Raw genomic sequence first — 19,280 nt, 5'->3', positions numbered from 1 at the left:
CAAGCCTTTTTAAGCTTATCAGCGCAAACTTTTACTTATTTTTGCTGCATATCACTATTTTTCGATTGCAAACTCAACGCCTGCCGGGTCTCGCTCTAATGCAACTTTTAAGACTTCGTCAATCCACTGCACCGGAATGACCTTGAGATCCGCGATAACGTTGTCTGGAATCTCTTCCAAATCACGCTCGTTATCTTTAGGGATCAGTACCGTTTTAATGCCACCACGGTGTGCCGCAAGTAACTTTTCTTTAAGACCACCAATTGGCAATACTTCACCACGCAAGGTGATCTCACCAGTCATCGCAACTTCTGCTTTTACTGGGTTACCCGTCAAGCTCGATACAAGCGCAGTACACATTGCGATACCTGCACTTGGGCCATCTTTTGGTGTTGCGCCTTCAGGCACGTGCACGTGAATGTCACGCTTCTCATAGAAATCGTTGTTGATTCCAAGCTTTTCTGCACGAGAGCGTACTACCGTCATTGCTGCTTGAATCGACTCTTGCATCACATCACCCAGCGAGCCCGTTTGCGTTAGCTTGCCTTTACCTGGCATCGATTGAGTTTCGATAGTAAGTAAGTCCCCACCGACCTCTGTCCACGCTAAGCCTGTTACTTGTCCAATTCGGTTGCTTTCATCCGCCTTGCCGTAATCGAAACGTTGAACACCTAAGTACTCTTTTAGGTTATCCATAGTAACGGTGACTGACTTAATGTCTTTATCCAACAAGATATTTTTCACTGCTTTACGACAAATTTTAGAGATTTCACGCTCTAGGTTACGCACACCAGCTTCACGGGTGTAGTAACGGATAATGCCGATAATCGCTGAGTCCTCGAGAATAATTTCATTCGGTTTCAAACCATTACGCTGTACCTGTTTGTCAACCAAGTGGCGTTTCGCAATGTTAAGTTTTTCGTCTTCCGTATAACCAGATAGACGAATCACTTCCATACGGTCGAGTAGCGGCCCAGGTATATTCATCGAGTTTGACGTAGCAACAAACATCACGTCAGAGAGATCGTAGTCTACTTCTAAGTAATGATCGTTAAACGAGTTATTCTGTTCAGGATCGAGCACTTCAAGTAATGCAGACGACGGATCGCCACGCATATCCGATGCCATTTTGTCGATTTCATCCAATAGGAATAATGGGTTTTTCACCCCTACTTTCGACATTTTCTGGATAAGTTTACCCGGTAGTGAACCGATGTAAGTACGACGGTGACCGCGAATTTCAGCTTCATCTCGCACACCACCCAGCGCCATACGAACGTACTTACGACCCGTAGCAGACGCAATCGAGCGGCCAAGAGAAGTCTTACCGACACCCGGAGGACCAACAAGACAAAGGATCGGACCTTTCAGTTTGTTGATACGGTTTTGTACCGCCAAATATTCGAGAATACGCTCTTTTACACGCTCTAAACCGTAGTGATCTTCGTTAAGAATTTCTTCAGCTTTTGCTAGGTTTTTCTTCACTTTTGAGCGTTTGGCCCAAGGTACGCTGACCATCCAATCGATGTAGCTACGAACCACTGTCGCTTCTGCAGACATTGGAGACATCATCTTAAGCTTCTGTAGCTCTTGTTCTGTCTTCTCGCGTGCTTCTTGCGGCATTTTTGATTCTTCGATTTTTTTCTGCAGCGTTTCAAACTCATCTGGCGCGTCTTCCATCTCACCAAGTTCTTTCTGAATCGCTTTCATTTGCTCATTCAGATAGTACTCTCGCTGAGATTTTTCCATTTGTTTTTTAACGCGACCACGAATGCGTTTTTCAACTTGTAGCAGATCGATCTCCGACTCCATTTGGCCCATAAGGAATTCCAAACGTTCGGTCACATCAACAATTTCTAGAACTTGTTGTTTATCGACAAGCTTTAATGGCATATGCGCTGCGATGGTATCGGCCAGGCGAGCAGCTTCATCAATCCCATTGAGTGATGTAAGCACTTCCGGTGGGATCTTTTTATTGAGCTTAATGAAGCCTTCAAACTGGTTAATCGCGCTACGCACTATAACTTCTTGCTCACGCTCATCTAACTCTGGCGTGACGACAAACTCAGCCTCAGCAAGGAAGAAGTCACTCTCTTTGAAGTGATTTATTTTGGCACGCTGTTGACCTTCAACCAACACTTTTACCGTACCATCAGGAAGCTTAAGTAGCTGAAGAATGGTTGCGACAGTGCCCACTTCAAATAGATCGTCAACCGTTGGCTCATCAGTATCCGCTTGTTTTTGTGCCACAAGCAGAACTTGTTTGTTGGTTTCCATCGCTGTTTCTAAACAGCTAATCGACTTCTCGCGACCAACAAACAATGGAATAACCATATGCGGGTAGACCACTACGTCACGTAGAGGTAATACCGGGATTTCGATACGCTCGGAACGTTCCAAGTTCATATAATTCTCTCTTCCGCTTTCACGTTTACGTATTACTTTAGGATTTATATGGGGGCTAATTATTTGGATTCAATAAGAGAAATAAAAAAAGGAGGTAATTACTTACCTCCTTTTTATTTGTGACTAACTTTATTCTGCGCCAGCGGCCTGATTATCAGAATTGCTGTATATCAGCAGCGGCTCTGACTCACCGTTAATGACGGATTCATCAATCACAACTTTACTGACATCTGTTGCAGATGGCAGTTCGTACATGGTCTCAAGAAGAACACCTTCAAGAATAGAACGTAGACCACGAGCACCTGTTTTACGCTCCATTGCTTTTTTAGCAATCGCGCGTAGTGCATCTTCGCGGAACTCCAGCTCTGCATCTTCAAGCTCAAACAGCGCTGCATATTGCTTGGTCAGTGCGTTCTTCGGCTCACATAGGATCTGAATTAACGCTTCTTCGTCAAGCTCTGTCAACGTTGTTGTCACTGGTAGACGACCGATAAATTCAGGTATCAAGCCATACTTCACTAAGTCTTCAGGCTCAACCTGCATAAATAGCTCACCAACGGTTTTAGATTCGTTTTTAGAACGAACTTCTGCGCCAAAACCGATACCAGTGCCTGTTGCAACACGCTGTTCAATGACTTTATCAAGGCCAGCAAATGCACCACCACAGATGAACAGAATCTTAGATGTGTCCACTTGAAGGAATTCTTGCTGAGGATGCTTACGACCACCTTGAGGCGGAACCGAAGCGACCGTACCTTCGATAAGTTTTAGCAGCGCCTGCTGAACACCTTCACCAGATACGTCACGCGTAATGGATGGGTTTTCAGCTTTACGCGAAATTTTGTCAATTTCATCTATGTATACAATACCACGTTCAGCTTTCGCGACGTCGTAATCACATTTTTGCAGAAGCTTTTGGATGATGTTTTCAACGTCTTCACCCACGTAACCGGCCTCGGTTAGTGTGGTTGCGTCTGCCATTGTAAATGGCACATCCAAGAATCGAGCTAGCGTCTCAGCAAGCAGCGTTTTACCACTACCCGTTGGACCAATCAAAAGGATGTTACTCTTACCAAGCTCCACACCTTCGCTCGTTGTATCACCATTGCGTAAACGCTTGTAGTGGTTATATACCGCAACTGCGAGCACTTTTTTTGCGTAATCTTGTCCGATCACATAGTCATCAAGGTGTTCACGGATCTGTTTAGGCGTTGGTAACGCTTCAGATTCTTTCTTAGGGAGAACATCCTTAATTTCTTCGCGAATAATATCGTTACATAGGTCGACACATTCGTCGCAAATGTAAACTGATGGACCTGCGATTAGCTTGCGAACTTCGTGCTGACTTTTGCCGCAGAAAGAACAGTACAGCAATTTACCGCTGCCACCTTCTTTGCTTTTATCTGTCATTCGCTAACCTCTTAGCCTTTACTCTTCATGAATGAGTGTATATCAATTTTAACCAAAATGCGCTGGCTAAATTACTCGCCTCGATGGTTTAACACTGCATCCACGATACCGTATTCTACCGCTTGATCTGCTGACATGAAGTTATCACGGTCAGTGTCGCGTTCAATAATCTCGAGAGGCTGACCTGTGTGTTCTGCTAACAGGTTGTTTAGCTTCTGTTTAATCGTCAGAATTTCCTGCGCATGAATCTGAATATCAGAAGCCTGGCCTTGGAAACCACCCAACGGTTGGTGAATCATCACGCGTGAGTTTGGTAGAACGTAACGTTTACCAGCAGCACCGCCTGCCAACAGGAATGCACCCATTGAGCAAGCTTGCCCCATACAAACCGTGCTCACATTTGGCTTAATGAACTGCATGGTGTCATAAATAGACATACCCGCAGTCACGCTACCACCTGGAGAGTTGATGTATAGGAAGATATCTTTATCTGGATTTTCAGATTCTAGGAAAAGTAGCTGAGCCACGACAAGGTTTGCCATGTGGTCTTCCACTTGACCCGTTAAAAATATCACACGCTCTTTTAAAAGACGTGAATAGATGTCATAAGAGCGTTCGCCTCGGGAAGTTTGTTCAACCACCATTGGTACTAGTGCGTCCATAATTGGCGACATTGCATTTTTTTCTTGGTAGCTCATATTCTTATGTCCCTAAAATAAATGGCCCGGATGATGAGTATCATACGGACCATTGTTAGCAGAATAGTCAACGATAAGTCAACCTTCTACGCTAGATATTGCTTATTATGCAGCAGGTTGTTGTTGATTTAGAAGCTCGTTGAAGCCAACTTCTTTCTCAGTAACCTGTGCTTTAGCGATGATCGCGTCGATTGCTTGCTCTTCTAGTGCAACATTGCGCATGTTGTTCATCATCTCTTCGTTTTGCTCGTAGTAAGCAATAACTTCAGATGGATCTTCGTATGCTGTTGCCATTTCTTCAATCAGTGCTTTCACTTTTTCGTCGTCTGCTTTTAGCTCTTCAGACTTGATAACTTCACCAAGTAGAAGGCCAACCGCTACGCGACGTTTCGCTTGCTCTTCGAATAGTTCACGTGGAAGCTGAGCAGCCGCTTCTGGGTTACCACCAAAGCGTTGTGCCGCTTGTTGACGTAGAACTTGGATTTCTTGATCGATAAGTGCAGCAGGAACATCAATGTTGTTTTGCTCAACTAGACCTTCAATTGCTTGCTCTTTAATGCGGTTTTTAACTGCTTGCTTAAGTTCGCGTTCCATGTTTTTACGAACTTCCGCTTTAAGTGCGTCAATGCCACCTTCAACCACACCGAACTTAGCAACGAATTCGTCGTTAACTTCTGGAAGCTCTTGAGCTTCAACTTTGTTCACTTTGATAGCGAACTTAGCTGCTTTACCTTTTAGGTTTTCTGCGTGGTAATCTTCTGGGAAGTTAACATCGATGTCGAATTCCATACCAACAGTTTTACCTGCGATACCGTCTTCAAAACCAGGGATCATACGACCAGCGCCCATTTCTAGTGGGAAGTTTTCTGCTTTACCGCCTTCAAACTCTTCGCCGTCGATAGAACCAACAAAGTCGATACTTACGCGCTTGCCAGCTTCAGCTGCTTCGTCAACTTCAACCCAAGTTGCTTGTTGCTTACGTAGCGTCTCGATCATCTCTTCTACGTCAGCATCTTTTACTTCAGTTAGCGGTTTTTCAACAGTGATGTTGTCTAGACCTTGTAGTTCAACTTCTGGGTAAACTTCGAAAGTTGCTGTGAAGACTAGGTCTGCACCTTCTTTGTTTTCAACTGGAGCGAAAGTCGGAGCGCCCGCTGGGTTGATTTTCTCTTTAACGATCGCTTCGATGAAGTGGCGTTGCATTACTTCACCAAGCACGTCTTGACGTACTGTTTTACCGTACATCTGAGCAACCATTTTTAGAGGCACTTTACCTTTACGGAAACCATCAAAACGACGGTTTTTAGCGATATTGCGTAGTTCAGCTGTTACAGCATCTTCGATGTTTGCAGCTGGAACAGTAATGTTTAGACGGCGCTCTAGGCCCTCAAGCGTTTCAACAGTAACTTGCATTATATATAAACCTCTAAAGTGGCTCGGTTTTCCGAGCGTATGAGCGCCCCTCACCGGAGTGAACGCTTCATCCTTGTGTTGTGCTCTGTCCGAACACCTAATTTAAAGTCGAGTATCGATGCTGTGTATCAGCACCGGACTAATCAGTGATATCTTCAATACAAGCATCAAAGGTATCTCCTATTAGCCTCAGGACAGCGTTTTTAGACGCGACATTCTAGCGATCTGTTTCTAGCCTGTCGAGCCAATAGCCGCTATGTGAACACTGTCTGTGCTAAATTCTCGAAATAGTGCGTCATTTATCATAAAAAAGTGCGCAAATGATGCCTGAGCAACGCCAGCATATCTAGAATGGGGACAATAGCGACTTTTTCAAGGGAATCGACTGCTTTTTTTATTGAAAAGCCTAAAAAGAGATCTTGCTCTTGTTTTACTCCACAGAGTTGATAACGAAATCCCCAATCTATCTTACATACCGTTAACATCTATCAAGAGGCTCAAACAAAGGAAAAATAAATGCCGCAACGAAATCGTATTCTACTGATCTTTTTCGTCTTATATTTCCTCTGTGCCACCATTGGCGGGCATTGGGTGTGGCAATCGAGTTACCAATCATTGCTCAATAAACACCAATCGCAACTCGAACAATTCTCTAGTCATATCAAAAATAAGCTCGATAAGTACGCGCATATTCCTAACCTATTGGCAAAGGATGCTCCGTTATTTGATGTACTTCTTTATCCGAATAACACCGCTCAAATCGAAATCACGAACCGTTACCTAGAATCCGTGAATGAAGTCATTAAATCGGAAGACACTTATTTACTCGATCAGTGGGGAACGACGATTGCGGCGAGTAACTGGCGTAAAGAGCGTTCGTTCATTGGGCGAAATTTTGCTTTTCGTCCTTATTTCAAACAAGCAATCCTCGGAGAACAGAGTCAATATTACGCTCTTGGGTCTACATCCGGAAAACGGGGATATTATTACTCGTATCCTATTATTTATGCTGGTGGCGTACTTGGTGTCGTTGTCGTAAAAATGGATCTCAATAAAATTGAAGATAACTGGCAGCAATCCGATAGTGTCTTTGTTGCCAGCGATCCTAATGGCATTGTTTTCATGAGTAGCCGACCTGATTGGTTGTTTAAGAGCTTTCGCCCCCTGAGTACAATTAAAAAACAGCAAGTACTGGCAAGTCGACAATATCTCGATACACCCATCGGGAGCCTAAATTTTTTGGGTAACCTCGATCTCCCCCACTCGGAGGTCAAACAAGGTTATCCCTACAACAAGGGAACTCTTGTGATTTCTTCGTTCCCTCTTGACGAACTGAAGCTTACCATCAGTGTGCTTTCACCAAAGCAATCTATCGTCTGGGTGACTCTGGGTTACTTGCTTGTGCTGACCCTAACATTTGCGGTTCTGTTTCTGATCGGCCAATTAATTTATCACCGTCAACTTCGACATCTACAGGTGGAGCGCATCCAACAAGAAGCCAACCAAAAGCTGGAATATGAAGTCATGGCACGCACGGCAGAGTTACAAGCCGAGATTGCTCAACGTACTGATACTGAAAAGACGCTACGACTGACCCAAGATGAGTTGGTTCAAGCGGCAAAACTGGCGGTTCTGGGGCAAATGTCTGCAAGTATTAGCCACGAACTCAATAATCCGCTAGCTGCCATTCGTAGTTTTGCAGAAAATGGTAAGCTATTCTTACATAAAGAAAAGTTTGAACGTGTTGAAGACAATCTCACGCGAATTTCTGCACTCACCGACCGGATGGCCAACATCAGTCAGCAACTGCGTTCGTTCGCTAAAAAAACCAGCGGCGACGAGCTTACAAAGACTCGATTATTGCCCGTTATTGCCTCGGCAAAAGCGCTAATGAACCCAACGTTTAAATCGGCTCGAGTCAATTTAACTACCGAGTCACCGATTGAAGATACAGAGGTTTACATCAATACGATTCAGCTAGAACAAGTCCTTGTCAACCTACTCACCAATGCGATAGAGGCCGTCGCAGACCAGGAAGATAAACAGGTTTGGCTGTCGGTTGAATATGAACATCCATCCAACATGGTCATGGTTCATATTGATGATAATGGACCAGGCCTAGGCCCCCTTACACTGAATGAACTTTGTGAGCCTTTTTTAACCACTAAGAAAAATGGACTGGGTTTGGGGCTCGCAATATCAAAACAAATTTTAGCGGGAATGAACGGGCAACTGATCGCACAGAATCGTTTGCAAGGGGGAGCGCGATTCTCTCTTTGTTTACCCATGACTTCTACTCTGCCACAACAATCAGAAGGATGAGAGCATGTGCCAGGTATTTTTTATTGATGATGAAGCCGATCTCAGACTGGCAATAGAACAAACGTTTGAGTTAGCGGAGATCGACGCACAGTTCTTTTCCGATGCAGAATCCGCACTACTGGCGATAAAAAGTGGTGCTAACCCTGGGGTTGTCGTTACCGATATCTGCTTACCGGGAATATCAGGCATGGACTTACTTAATACTGTGGTTCAACGGGATAGTCACCTACCCGTCATTATGATCACCGGTCATGGTGATATTTCGATGGCGGTCACCGCTTTGCATCAGGGCGCTTACGATTTCATCGAAAAGCCGTTTTCTCCGGAACATTTAGTTGAGACGGTAAAACGAGCCATAGAGAAGCGTCGTTTGACGAATGAAAATGAAAAGCTTCGCCAATCCCTAAAAGCCAGCCAAGCGCTGGGACCCAGAATCATCGGTGAAACGACCAGTATCCAAACACTGCGCGATACGATCACGCACATTGCCGACACCGACGCAGATGTTCTCTTATTTGGTGAAACCGGAACCGGTAAGGAGTTGATCGCTCGGTCGTTACACGAACAGAGCTCACGTAGGAATCATAATTTTGTTGCCGTTAACTGCGGTGCAGTGCCAGAAAATTTGATTGAAAGTGAATTGTACGGGCATGAAAGAGGCGCATTTACCGGAGCAGAAAGTCGCCGAATCGGTAAGTTTGAGTTTGCCCAAGGGGGAACACTGTTCTTAGATGAAATTGAATCCATGCCTATCCAAGCGCAAATTCGCTTGTTACGAGTCTTGCAAGAGCGCGCCATTGAGCGCGTCGGTTCCAACGAACTCATTTCTTTGGACATTCGCGTCATCGCAGCAACCAAAGTGAACTTAAAGCAAGCGGCTGAACAAGGCAGCTTTCGACAAGATCTCTACTATCGCCTAAATGTCGTCACGCTCGATCTACCACCATTACGCGATCGTAAAGAAGACATTCCTGCGCTCTTTCACCACTTCCTTTTAGTTGCGGCCTCTCGATACGGCAAAAGCTCCCCTAGCCTATCATGCCAAGACCTTGCAGCGCTGATGTCCCATGATTGGCCTGGCAATGTACGCGAATTAAGAAACGCAGCCGAACGTTTTGTCTTGCTTGGAAAACTGATTCAACTTAGTGATGCCACGCCTTCTCATTCATCGTCTCGCAGTTTAATGGAACAGGTAGCTGAATTTGAGAAAGCTGCCATTGAGCAAGCACTGCTAGAGAATAACGGCAGCATTAAGCAAACCATGACACAGTTGAATGTGCCTCGAAAAACCTTATACGACAAAATGCAACGCTATCAATTAGATAAAGATCTGTATAAATAAAATGCAATACGCAACTTGGTGTTCTATCCAGTCTAGCTAATACTTAATGGTACGGTAGGACTGGGTCGCTAGGTTAATAAATAGGCGATAAGCGAACAAGTAAACGATAAGTGAACAAGTAGGCGATGAATGAGAAAGTAAGAATCCCCATCATTACCGATACTGTTGTTGTAAATGGACAATACCGAGAAGAACGTCGATGTAGTCCTGACAGGCGTAAAAAAACCACTAAGAAATGGCGTGGTTATGAACGTAGGTTTCATCCCGATCCAAGAAAGCGTGGTTTTAAATCTATAGACGAAGAGGTGTGACGAGTCACACCTCTTTTTTTTTGGAGGGTTAGCTTATTCTCTTTGCTCAATTCACTGGTTAAAAAAACACGCCCTAAATAACAATAAGGGTCACTTCGTGATGATTTCTGGCCCCATTAGGGTGGTTGGTAACCAAGTCGAAACCCAAGGCACGTACGTAACGATAATCAAGAAGAGGAACATCACCGCGACCCATGGTAATGCAGCTTTGACCACATTCATCATCGACATTTTCGCCACGCCAGCGGTCACGAACAAGTTGAGCCCAACTGGTGGCGTTATCATCCCGATTTCCATGTTTACCACCATCATGATGCCTAGATGAATCGGATCAATGCCCAGTGCGATTGCTATCGGAAAGACCAACGGAGCCACAATGATCAGCAAACCAGAAGGCTCCATAAACTGTCCACCAATAAGCAGCAACACGTTGACAACAATTAAGAAAGTGATCGGCCCTAAACCTGCGGACAGCATGGCTTCGGTAATCATTTGCGGAATGCGTTCTTCCGTCAGTACATGCTTCAAAATCAACGCATTTGCAATGATGAACAACAGCATAATCGTTAACTTGCCAGCTTCAAAAAGCGTTTGTTTAGTATCACTGTGAACGAAAGCTTGTAGAGCTTTTACAACCGCTGGTTTGGTATTTTGCTTATCGGCAAATGGTCCCATGTCTTTATAGACAAAATTGGCGATAAAAAACGAGTAGACTGCGGCAACCGCTGCGGCTTCGGTAGGCGTAAAAATCCCGCCATAAATACCGCCCAAAATGATCACCACCAGCAGCAAGCCCCAAATGGCATCTTTGGCAGAAGTAAAGGTCTCCTTCCAACCAACGAATGGTTGTTTGGGTAGGTTCTTGATCCGAGCTGCAATATAAATCGCAATCATCAACATAACGCCCGCTAACAGCCCTGGGATCACGCCACCTAAAAACATCCGCCCAACAGAAACATCCGTTGCTGCGGCATACACAACCATCACAATAGAAGGAGGAATCAGAATACCGAGAGTCCCGGCATTACAAATAACACCAGCGGCAAATTCTTTTGAGTAACCATTTTTAATCATCCCCGCAATCACGATGCTACCTATCGCCACAACCGTCGCAGGCGATGATCCAGAGAGTGCTGCAAACATCATACATGCCACCACTGACGCCATCGCCAGACCGCCACGGAACCAACCAACGATTGCTATAGCAAAACGGATAATTCGCTTTGCGACACCGCCCGTCGACATAAAGCTTGATGCCAGAATAAAGAATGGAATAGCAAGTAAGGTGTAATGTCCCTCAAAGGCATTAAATAACGTTTGAGCGACCGACGCCAATGAGGCGTCTGAATGCAGCATTAAAAATAAGATACTGGATAAGCCCAATGACACCGCAATCGGCACGCCAATAAGCATAAAGCCGATAACCATCGCAAATAACAATAAAATATCCATGACTTAGCGCTCCTTGCGGTGAGTGTCGTTTTGTTGAGATGACATAACGTCGCCTGCGTCTTTGAGCTGTTCTTTTAGTGCGTCTAGCTCCTCTTCTGCTTCATGTCCGGAGATTAAGCGGTCGAGATTGCCAATTGCAATTTGGTACGTGGCTTGTGCAAAGCGAAACGTCAGCAACGCCATTCCAATCGGTAATGCCATATAAGGAATAAACCTGGGCATCTTTTCATAACGCTCACCTTCGTTGAACCAATCAGACATGAACTGGAGTATGTCTGGCATGGGGATATCATCGGTTTCGTACCACGCTCGCTCGGTCGCGAACGGATACCAGTAATTCCAAGAACCAATTAACAACAATATTGAAAACGCTAAACAGCAAGCCGCTGCGGCTAAAGCGAGCAACTTTCGACGTTTTTCAGGGAAAAGATTGATGATGACATCAACCCCAATGTGAAAGTGTTTTTTAACACCGTAAGAGGCACCGACCAATACCATCCAGGCGAAGATAAAAACCGTTACTTCCACAGCCCAAAGAATATTGTCATTAAAAACATAACGCATCACGACATTGACAAAAGTCAGCATCGTCATCGCACCGAGAAAAAAGGCGATCAAGGTTTCTTCGACCTTGTCAGTAAATTGCCCGACTTTCTCAAAAAATGATTGTTCCATGTTAAACATCGCTCGAATCAGGTAAATGTGGCTTTTTGGAGCCTCTTAAATCAATCACCTAAAGGCAGTGATTGAACAATAAACCGGGTTCAATAAAAGGGGACAACAAAATCATATTGAACCCAGTATATTGGGTTTGTTATTTTTGATTTGCTTGCATGGCTGCATTGAGCAAATCTGAACCAATGTCTTTCTCAAACTTCTCCCATACCGGCTTAAGCGCGGTAACCCATTCCTGACGCTGCTCTGGGGTAAGCTCTCGAACGACACCGCCTGCTTCAATAACATACTGTTTGTTTTGCTGTTCGACACGGTTAGATTCCGCGTTACGAGTTTCTGTCACTTCTCTAAGGATAGTGGCAAGTTGATCACGCATATCATCAGGCAGCCCTTCCCACCATTTCGAAGACGTGACCACTAAGTAATCCAAAATACCGTGGTTGGTTTCAGTGATACCATCTTGCACTTCGAAGAACTTCTTACCGTAAATGTTTGACCAGGTATTTTCTTGGCCGTCGATAACCTTGGTTTGCAGCCCACCATAAACTTCTGCAAACGACATTTTTTGTGGGTTTGCGCCCAGCTGTTCAAATTGTGCCACCAATACATCAGAGGCTTGAACGCGGAACTTGAGGCCTTTCGCATCATCAGGATGAATAAGTGGCTTATTGGCAGAAATTTGCTTCATGCCGTTATGCCAAAACTCAAGCCCTTTGATACCACGGCGATTCATCGCGTTTTTGAGTTTTTCACCAGCCTCTGAACTTTGGAATCGGTCAACAGCATCGACGTCATCAAAAAGGAACGGAAGATCAAACAGGCGGAATTTTTTGGTGAACTTTTCAAACTTCGACAGCGATGGAGCGGCAAGTTGGACATCGCCGTTGAGCATCGCTTCAAGCACTTTGTCATCATCGTAAAGGGTGGAGTTGGGGAACACCTGCATACACGCTTTGCCGTTCATTTCTTCGTTAACGCGTTTCTCTAATAACGAAGCAGCAATCCCTTTCGGATGTTTGTCTGTGTTGGTTACATGGCTGAATTTGATGACCATTTCACCTGGGTCACAATTGGCGGCAGCATTGAAACTGGTAACAGCAAGAATGGAAGCAGATAGTAGGGTTAAAGGCTTAAACATTATTATTCTCCTTGATAAATGTACAACCCCATCACTGGGTGTTGATACATTAACTAGAGCAATAAGCGCACCATGTTTTAAACATTAACTTTTAGTTTATATTTCAATGATTTAATTTGAGATGGAATTTTCAAAGTTACCCAGATCACAGAACGATTTTTGAAATGGGTGAAATTCACCCAAAGTAAATGGGTAAGTGGGTGGATTTACACACATTCGATAACATGCCCACCAATAAAAATGGCAGCTTGTCAGCTGCCATTTTTCATCGATTAAAATACGTCTAGCGTACTCGACTGATGAAGTTAGTGAAACTCGATACGCTGCTCTGTCGATGCATCAAAGAAAACCGCCTTGGATAAATCGAAGTGCAGCGGTGCAACCTGCCCGACTTTGACATCAAACTCCGGCGACAAACGGCAAGCCACTTCTTGATCGTTAACCTTAATCATCGCAATCGTATCTGGACCCGTTGGCTCAAGCACCTCTAACTGTAAATCGAGCTGTGTTGTCGCAGCAGATTCTAGATTTTCACTGTCAGTAATGTGCTCTGGGCGTAGGCCAATCACTACCTCTTTACCATCTTGCTTACGCATGGATTCGGGTAGCTTGATGTGATGCTCCTGCGCATTACCGCCTCTAACTTTGATCACAGGATTATCCTGTTCATCTAGATCAACCATCGTTTTGATGAAGTTCATCGAAGGCGAACCCATAAAACCCGCAACAAACATATTATTAGGCTTGTTGTAGATTTCTTGAGGAGTCCCCAATTGCTGTAACTCACCATCTTTCATAACCGCAATACGGTCTGCCAGCGTCATCGCTTCAATCTGATCATGCGTTACATACACAATGGTTGTATTCAACTGTTGATGCAGACGCTTGATCTGATGACGCATCTCCACTCGCAACTTAGCGTCTAGGTTCGATAATGGTTCATCAAACAAATACAACTTCGGACGCCTTGCGAGCGCACGCCCCATTGCAACACGTTGTCTCTGACCGCCCGATAACTGCGAAGGCTTACGGTCGAGCAAGTGGTCGATTTGCAGCATTTCCGCCACTCGCTCCACCTCAGCATCGATCGCCTCTTTCGCCATCTTGCGGATCTTGAGACCAAATTCGATATTGCCTCGTACCGTCATATTGGGATACAGAGCGTAAGATTGAAATACCATCGCGATATCGCGATCTTTAGGCTCGACATCAGACACATTATTACCGTCGATTACGATGTCACCAGAGCTGATATTCTCTAAACCAGCAATGGTATTCATGAGTGTCGATTTTCCACAACCAGACGGCCCGACCAAGATAAGAAATTCACCAGAATCAATGCTGATATCGATGCCTTTTAAGGTCTCTTGTTCCGCTTTTGGATAGGTTTTACGGATTTGTTTAAGTTCGAGTGTTGCCATGATAATTATCCTTTTACCGATCCAGCCGTTAGGCCACGAACAAAGTATTTTCCTGCTAATACATAAACTAATAACGTTGGTAACGCGGCAATTATCGCCGCCGCCATATCGACGTTGTACTCTTTCACACCTGTACTGGTATTGACCAAATTGTTTAACGCAACGGTGATAGGCTGCGTTTCAGAGCCCGAATAAACCACGCCAAACAAGAAGTCGTTCCAAATCGCGGTAAACTGCCAGATAACCGTCACCATGATGATTGGGGTCGAGATTGGCAGTAGAATTTTAAAGAAAATGGTAAAGAAGCCTGCTCCATCCAATTTCGCGGCTTTAACCAATTCATCTGGAATACTGATGTAAAAATTACGAAAGAACAGTGTCGTGAAGGCCATACCATAAATAACATGAACGATGACCAGACCTGTGGTGGTATTCGCCAATCCCAACTTACCCAACACCGCAGCCATTGGCAGCAAGATAACTTGAAACGGAATAAAACAACCAAACAGCAACAAGCTGAAAAACAGATTTGACCCACGGAATTGCCACTTGGTCACAACGTAACCGTTAAATGCACCGAGCAAGGTCGAGATCGCCACGGCTGGAATCACCATTTGGAAAGAATTCCAGAAATACCCTTTTACCCCTTCACACTTAACGCCGGTACAGGCACTGTCCCAGGCTTTATGCCAAGCACCAAATACCCACTCGGTCGGTAAGCTCATCAAATTGCCAGCTTTAATGTCTGGCAATGTTTTGAATGACGTAATCACCATCACAAACAGAGGCATTAGATAAAAAAAGCAAAAGAACACCAAACCTGAGTAAATAAACAGTCGAGAGAGATTTACATTGCGCATCATGACTTTTTCTCCCTAAGTTCTGAATACAAGTAAGGCACTAAAATGGCGAGAATACCCGCGAGCATCATCATCGCACTGGCTGCCCCCAAACCTATCTGGCCACGAGTAAATGAGTGGGCGTACATAAACAGGGCGGGCAAATCGGAAGAGTAGCCGGGCCCACCAGCCGTCATCGCAGTCACCAGATCAAAGCTCTTAATCGCAATATGTGATGTGATGATCACCGAACTGAAAAACACGGGTCGTAAACAAGGCATGATAATGCGCCAGTAGATAGTTGGCAGACCAGCACCGTCAATTTGCGCGGCTTTAATGATCGATGAATCGATGCCACGTAACCCAGCGAGAAACATCGCCATGACAAAACCTGATGACTGCCACACTGCGGCAATTACTAAGGTGTATACCGACATTTCAGAGTTCACCAACCAGTCGAACTCGAAGTTGCTAAATCCCCAATCTTGCATCAGTTTCTCAATCCCCAGACCTGGGTTGAGAATCCATTTCCATGCCGTACCGGTGACAATAAAAGAGAGTGCCATCGGATAGAGATAAATCGTACGAATCGCTCCTTCCTGACGGATATTTTGATCGAGTAAGATAGCGAGGCCCACGCCAAGTGCAATAGCGATGAGCATAAACAACAAGCCAAAGATACCAAGGTTAGTGATAGAAGTGACCCAACGGTCGTTTTCCATCAACTTTGCGTACTGGTCAAAACCAACAAAATTGAAACTTGGCAAAAAACGGGAGTTGGTGATAGATAGCGCCGCCGTCCAGAAAATGTAACCGTAGATACAAACCACAGTGACTAAAACCGTCGGGGCAAGAACAATCTTCGGTAGCCAATGTTGAAGTCTATCCGCCAAACTTCGTTTTGCTTGAGACTTCTTTGGATACTGATTTACAACGTGCTCCATAACGAATCCTTACGTCTTAAAAAAGAAGGTCGAACAGGCTCCCTACAAGCCTATACGACCTTAATGAACTAGATCGCTGCTTTCACTGCCTTCGCTAGTTTCTGTGCAGCTTCTTTAGGATCCGCTTTAGCGTCGTTGAAGAAGTTCGTTACAACATCATAGATGGCACCTTGCGCATAGCTTGTTGTTGCCAGACCATGAGCCATACTCGGCACAAGATCACCTGACTTAGCGCTTGCTTTAAAGGTTTCCATTGAGTCCAAGGCACATTGGTCAAATTTCGCCATATCCATATCCAAACGGACAGGAATTGAGCCTTTATTTAAGTTAAACACCTCTTGGAATTCTTTGGTCAAGATAGTGCGCGCTAAGTCTTGCTGAGCTTTTTTATTCTCTTCGTCACTCAACTCAAAGAAGGCAAAACTATCGATATTGAAAGTGAACTGTCCTGCCGTTCCCGGCGCTGGAGCGCAAATATAATCTTCACCTGGCTTTTTGCCCGCGGCGGTAAACTCGCCTTTCGCCCAGTCACCCATGATTTGCATCGCTGCTTCACCGTTAATCACCATAGACGTCGCAACATTCCAGTCACGTCCTGGAGAGTTAGCATCAATGTAATCATGAATCTTCTTAAACTTGGTGAACACTTCCACCATTTTGTCGCCAGACAACACGTCCATATCCAGGTCAACAAAGGCTTTGTTGTAATCTTCGCTACCTAATACATCAAGTGCTACCGCTTCAAAAACGGTCGCGTCTTGCCAAGGCTGTCCACCGTGAGCAAGTGGGATGAAGCCTGCTGCTTTGATTTTTTCCGCAGCGGCAAAAAACTCATCCAACGTAGTCGGCACTTCAACGCCCGCTTTGTTCAGAACTTCCGGGTTCGCCCAAAGCCAGTTAACGCGGTGAACATTGACTGGAACCGCTACATATTCATTGTCAAACTTCATTACTTTGCTAACAACGGAAGGTAGGATGTCATCCCAGTGTTCTTGCTTCGCGGTACTATCAAGCGAAGTTAGGAAGCCCAGTCCACCCCACTCTTGAATATCGTGACCTTTAATTTGAGCTGCTGATGGTGGGTTACCTGACACCGCTCGTGTTTTAAGAACGGTCATCGCAGACTCACCACCGCCGCCAGCAACCGCAAAGTCTTTCCAGGTATGATTTTGCTTTTCGAGCATTTCTTTTAGCACTGCAGCGGATTTTGCCTCGCCACCAGCCGTCCACCAGTGAAGCACTTCAACTTCACCAGCGTTCGCAAAGTTTGCCGCAGATAGTAGAGAGAGAGTCAGTAGGGTTTTATGTAATTTCATTATTATCTTCCGTGTATTGGATTAGACATTCAGGTCAACAACTCAATGACCTCAAGCGTTCTTGCTTTAACCTTTGTTCAGTCTATCCAACAGAAAGATTTTTATTGAAACAAATAGTAACCTCAATGTAACAACCTGGTTACATTAAATATTATTTATACTAGAAACAAACACTTGCGCCCTGAGTCCGCTATTAGGCAAGTTATCAATTATGAGATCTCCACCATGTCCACAAACAATATTACGGCATATGCCAAGCCCCAAACCATGTCCTTGCCCATCATCAGCCAGTCGATAATAGGGCTCAAAGACCAGCTCTAATTGGTCCTCAGGAATACCGGGGCCATGATCACAAATCTCAATGGTAATCCCAGTATCAAGACGTTGAAGCGTTATCTCAGCTGTATCACCATACTTCACGGCATTTTCTACCAAATTGCCGATGACGCGTTTTATCGCAAGTGGTTTTGCCACGATAGGTTCGATTGGATTAGGAGTAAACTTCACACGCTCTTGCGGCTGGTTATAAGGCTCAATGACGCTCGTAATCACCTCATTTAAATCGACATAAGCCGTATTTTCGTGAAGTTCGGTATCTCGTACCGTTTGCAGTGCTCCCTTCACCATCATTTCTAAGTCATCCAAATCACGATTAAACTTTTCGCGTTTGACATCGCTTTCTAATAACTCAGCGCGGAGTCTAAGGCGTGTAATCGGTGTTTTTAGATCGTGGGAGATTGAGGAAAATAACTGCTCCCGATCAGAAATGTAATGGCGAATTCGTTGCTGCATCCGGTTAAAAGCCCTTGTTGCAGTCACCAACTCGCTGGCCCCCTCTTCTTTGAGCGGTGCCTGTTCGACGTCCATACTCATTTCATTGGCCGCCTGTGCAAGTCGCTTCAACGGCTTAACCTGTCTTTTCATCAACAAGTAAGTGAGCATCAACAAAATCGTGGTGGAGAATATCAAAAACAAAATCTGCTCCCGGCCAATTAACGTATCATCAAGATTCACGTAGGGTGCAGGTAGCAAGGCTGCAATGTAAAGCCACTCACCTTTGGCTAACTCGAGTTGCACGACTAAAACGGGCGGATCTATCGGACTTAACGTTAAAGTATGGTGCGCCCAAGATCTAGGTAGGTCATTAAGATAGATATCATTTTTGAGTAAGCGTAAGTTTTCAGGCAATGAGAAATCAACCAGAATGGAATCCACTTTGGGGAGTTTCTTGCTGAGTACCTCTTCTACCGCTTTAATTGATGCTAACTTTAGCGGTGTATCTTTGAACGGCTCAACAATCAACGCCTCTCTATTGAAAGACACAAAAAACCGAGTGCCACCCATATTGCGAATCTGATCAAGCACAATGTGGCGATAGCCGACTGGCAACGATTGAAAAAATGTCACCGTTGAAGCGAACATATTTGCCATGCTCTGAGAGGCATCACGTATCCCTGCCAATTCCTTTTGTTTCGACTCTGTATACCAGATCGTCGTTGCCACTCCCTGGGCAAGGATAACGGCTAACAAGGTTAAACCTAAGGTGCGATTGACCAGCGAGTTAAATTTAAAGCGTTTTATAAGTGCCCCCAG

15 protein-coding genes are annotated in these 19,280 nt (G+C 44.8%); 2 read left to right on the top strand and 13 right to left on the bottom strand.

Annotation, left to right across the window (positions count from 1 at the left end):
* Nucleotides 1-54 precede the first annotated feature (54 nt).
* The 5 genes from lon to ONE56_RS04295 form a co-directional block, all read right to left on the bottom strand.
* Complete coding sequence (gene lon, locus ONE56_RS04315) at nucleotides 55-2,406, bottom strand: endopeptidase La (RefSeq protein WP_041154184.1); 2,352 nt, start codon at nucleotides 2,404-2,406, stop codon at nucleotides 55-57.
* A gap of 129 nt (nucleotides 2,407-2,535) precedes the next feature.
* Nucleotides 2,536-3,816 carry an ATP-dependent protease ATP-binding subunit ClpX gene (gene clpX / locus ONE56_RS04310; protein WP_041154185.1) on the bottom strand — a complete coding sequence of 427 codons (1,281 nt, stop codon included), beginning with the start codon at nucleotides 3,814-3,816 and terminating at the stop codon, nucleotides 2,536-2,538.
* A 71-nt stretch (nucleotides 3,817-3,887) separates the two neighbouring features.
* A complete protein-coding gene (clpP, locus tag ONE56_RS04305) occupies nucleotides 3,888-4,514 on the bottom strand; it encodes an ATP-dependent Clp endopeptidase proteolytic subunit ClpP (protein ID WP_331438148.1) in 627 nt (208 codons plus the stop codon).
* Nucleotides 4,515-4,619: 105 nt separating this feature from the next.
* Nucleotides 4,620-5,927 (bottom strand): trigger factor, encoded by a 1,308-nt coding sequence (gene tig / locus ONE56_RS04300; protein ID WP_041154186.1) that lies wholly within the window; start codon nucleotides 5,925-5,927, stop codon nucleotides 4,620-4,622.
* A gap of 302 nt (nucleotides 5,928-6,229) precedes the next feature.
* On the bottom strand, nucleotides 6,230-6,412 hold the full coding sequence (locus tag ONE56_RS04295; protein ID WP_084735534.1) for a hypothetical protein: 183 nt from the start codon (nucleotides 6,410-6,412) through the stop codon (nucleotides 6,230-6,232).
* 31 nt (nucleotides 6,413-6,443) lie between these two features.
* On the opposite strand from ONE56_RS04295, the gene ONE56_RS04290 reads away from it, so the two are divergent.
* Nucleotides 6,444-8,249 (top strand): sensor histidine kinase, encoded by a 1,806-nt coding sequence (locus tag ONE56_RS04290; RefSeq protein ID WP_423840287.1) that lies wholly within the window; start codon nucleotides 6,444-6,446, stop codon nucleotides 8,247-8,249.
* Nucleotides 8,250-8,253: 4 nt separating this feature from the next.
* On the top strand, nucleotides 8,254-9,591 hold the full coding sequence (locus ONE56_RS04285) for a sigma-54-dependent transcriptional regulator (RefSeq protein WP_415679304.1): 1,338 nt from the start codon (nucleotides 8,254-8,256) through the stop codon (nucleotides 9,589-9,591).
* A 401-nt stretch (nucleotides 9,592-9,992) separates the two neighbouring features.
* Here the strand turns inward: ONE56_RS04285 and ONE56_RS04280 are convergent, their stop codons facing one another.
* From ONE56_RS04280 to ONE56_RS04245, 8 genes are all read right to left on the bottom strand, one after another.
* Nucleotides 9,993-11,354, bottom strand: coding sequence for a TRAP transporter large permease (locus tag ONE56_RS04280; RefSeq protein WP_423840286.1), 1,362 nt, complete (start codon nucleotides 11,352-11,354; stop codon nucleotides 9,993-9,995).
* 3 nt (nucleotides 11,355-11,357) lie between these two features.
* Nucleotides 11,358-12,029, bottom strand: coding sequence for a TRAP transporter small permease (locus ONE56_RS04275; RefSeq protein WP_423840285.1), 672 nt, complete (start codon nucleotides 12,027-12,029; stop codon nucleotides 11,358-11,360).
* Between the two features lie 139 nt (nucleotides 12,030-12,168).
* Nucleotides 12,169-13,167, bottom strand: coding sequence for a TRAP transporter substrate-binding protein (locus ONE56_RS04270; protein WP_041154189.1), 999 nt, complete (start codon nucleotides 13,165-13,167; stop codon nucleotides 12,169-12,171).
* Nucleotides 13,168-13,472: 305 nt separating this feature from the next.
* A complete protein-coding gene (locus ONE56_RS04265; protein WP_041154190.1) occupies nucleotides 13,473-14,588 on the bottom strand; it encodes an ABC transporter ATP-binding protein in 1,116 nt (371 codons plus the stop codon).
* 5 nt (nucleotides 14,589-14,593) lie between these two features.
* Nucleotides 14,594-15,451: a carbohydrate ABC transporter permease gene (locus ONE56_RS04260; protein WP_331438142.1), complete on the bottom strand. Its 858-nt coding sequence runs from the start codon at nucleotides 15,449-15,451 to the stop codon at nucleotides 14,594-14,596.
* Nucleotides 15,448-16,371, bottom strand: coding sequence for a carbohydrate ABC transporter permease (locus ONE56_RS04255; RefSeq protein WP_041154191.1), 924 nt, complete (start codon nucleotides 16,369-16,371; stop codon nucleotides 15,448-15,450). The genes ONE56_RS04260 and ONE56_RS04255 overlap by 4 nt, the downstream gene beginning before the upstream one ends.
* A 68-nt stretch (nucleotides 16,372-16,439) precedes the next feature.
* Nucleotides 16,440-17,687: an ABC transporter substrate-binding protein gene (locus ONE56_RS04250; RefSeq protein WP_041154192.1), complete on the bottom strand. Its 1,248-nt coding sequence runs from the start codon at nucleotides 17,685-17,687 to the stop codon at nucleotides 16,440-16,442.
* A gap of 144 nt (nucleotides 17,688-17,831) precedes the next feature.
* Nucleotides 17,832-19,268, bottom strand: coding sequence for an ATP-binding protein (locus tag ONE56_RS04245; protein WP_423840489.1), 1,437 nt, complete (start codon nucleotides 19,266-19,268; stop codon nucleotides 17,832-17,834).
* Nucleotides 19,269-19,280 lie beyond the last annotated feature (12 nt).

Source organism: Vibrio mytili (assembly GCF_049563345.1).
GTDB lineage: Bacteria > Pseudomonadota > Gammaproteobacteria > Enterobacterales > Vibrionaceae > Vibrio > Vibrio mytili.
Note: the sequence above shows the minus strand (reverse complement) of the source record. Positions and strands in the feature narration are given on the sequence as shown.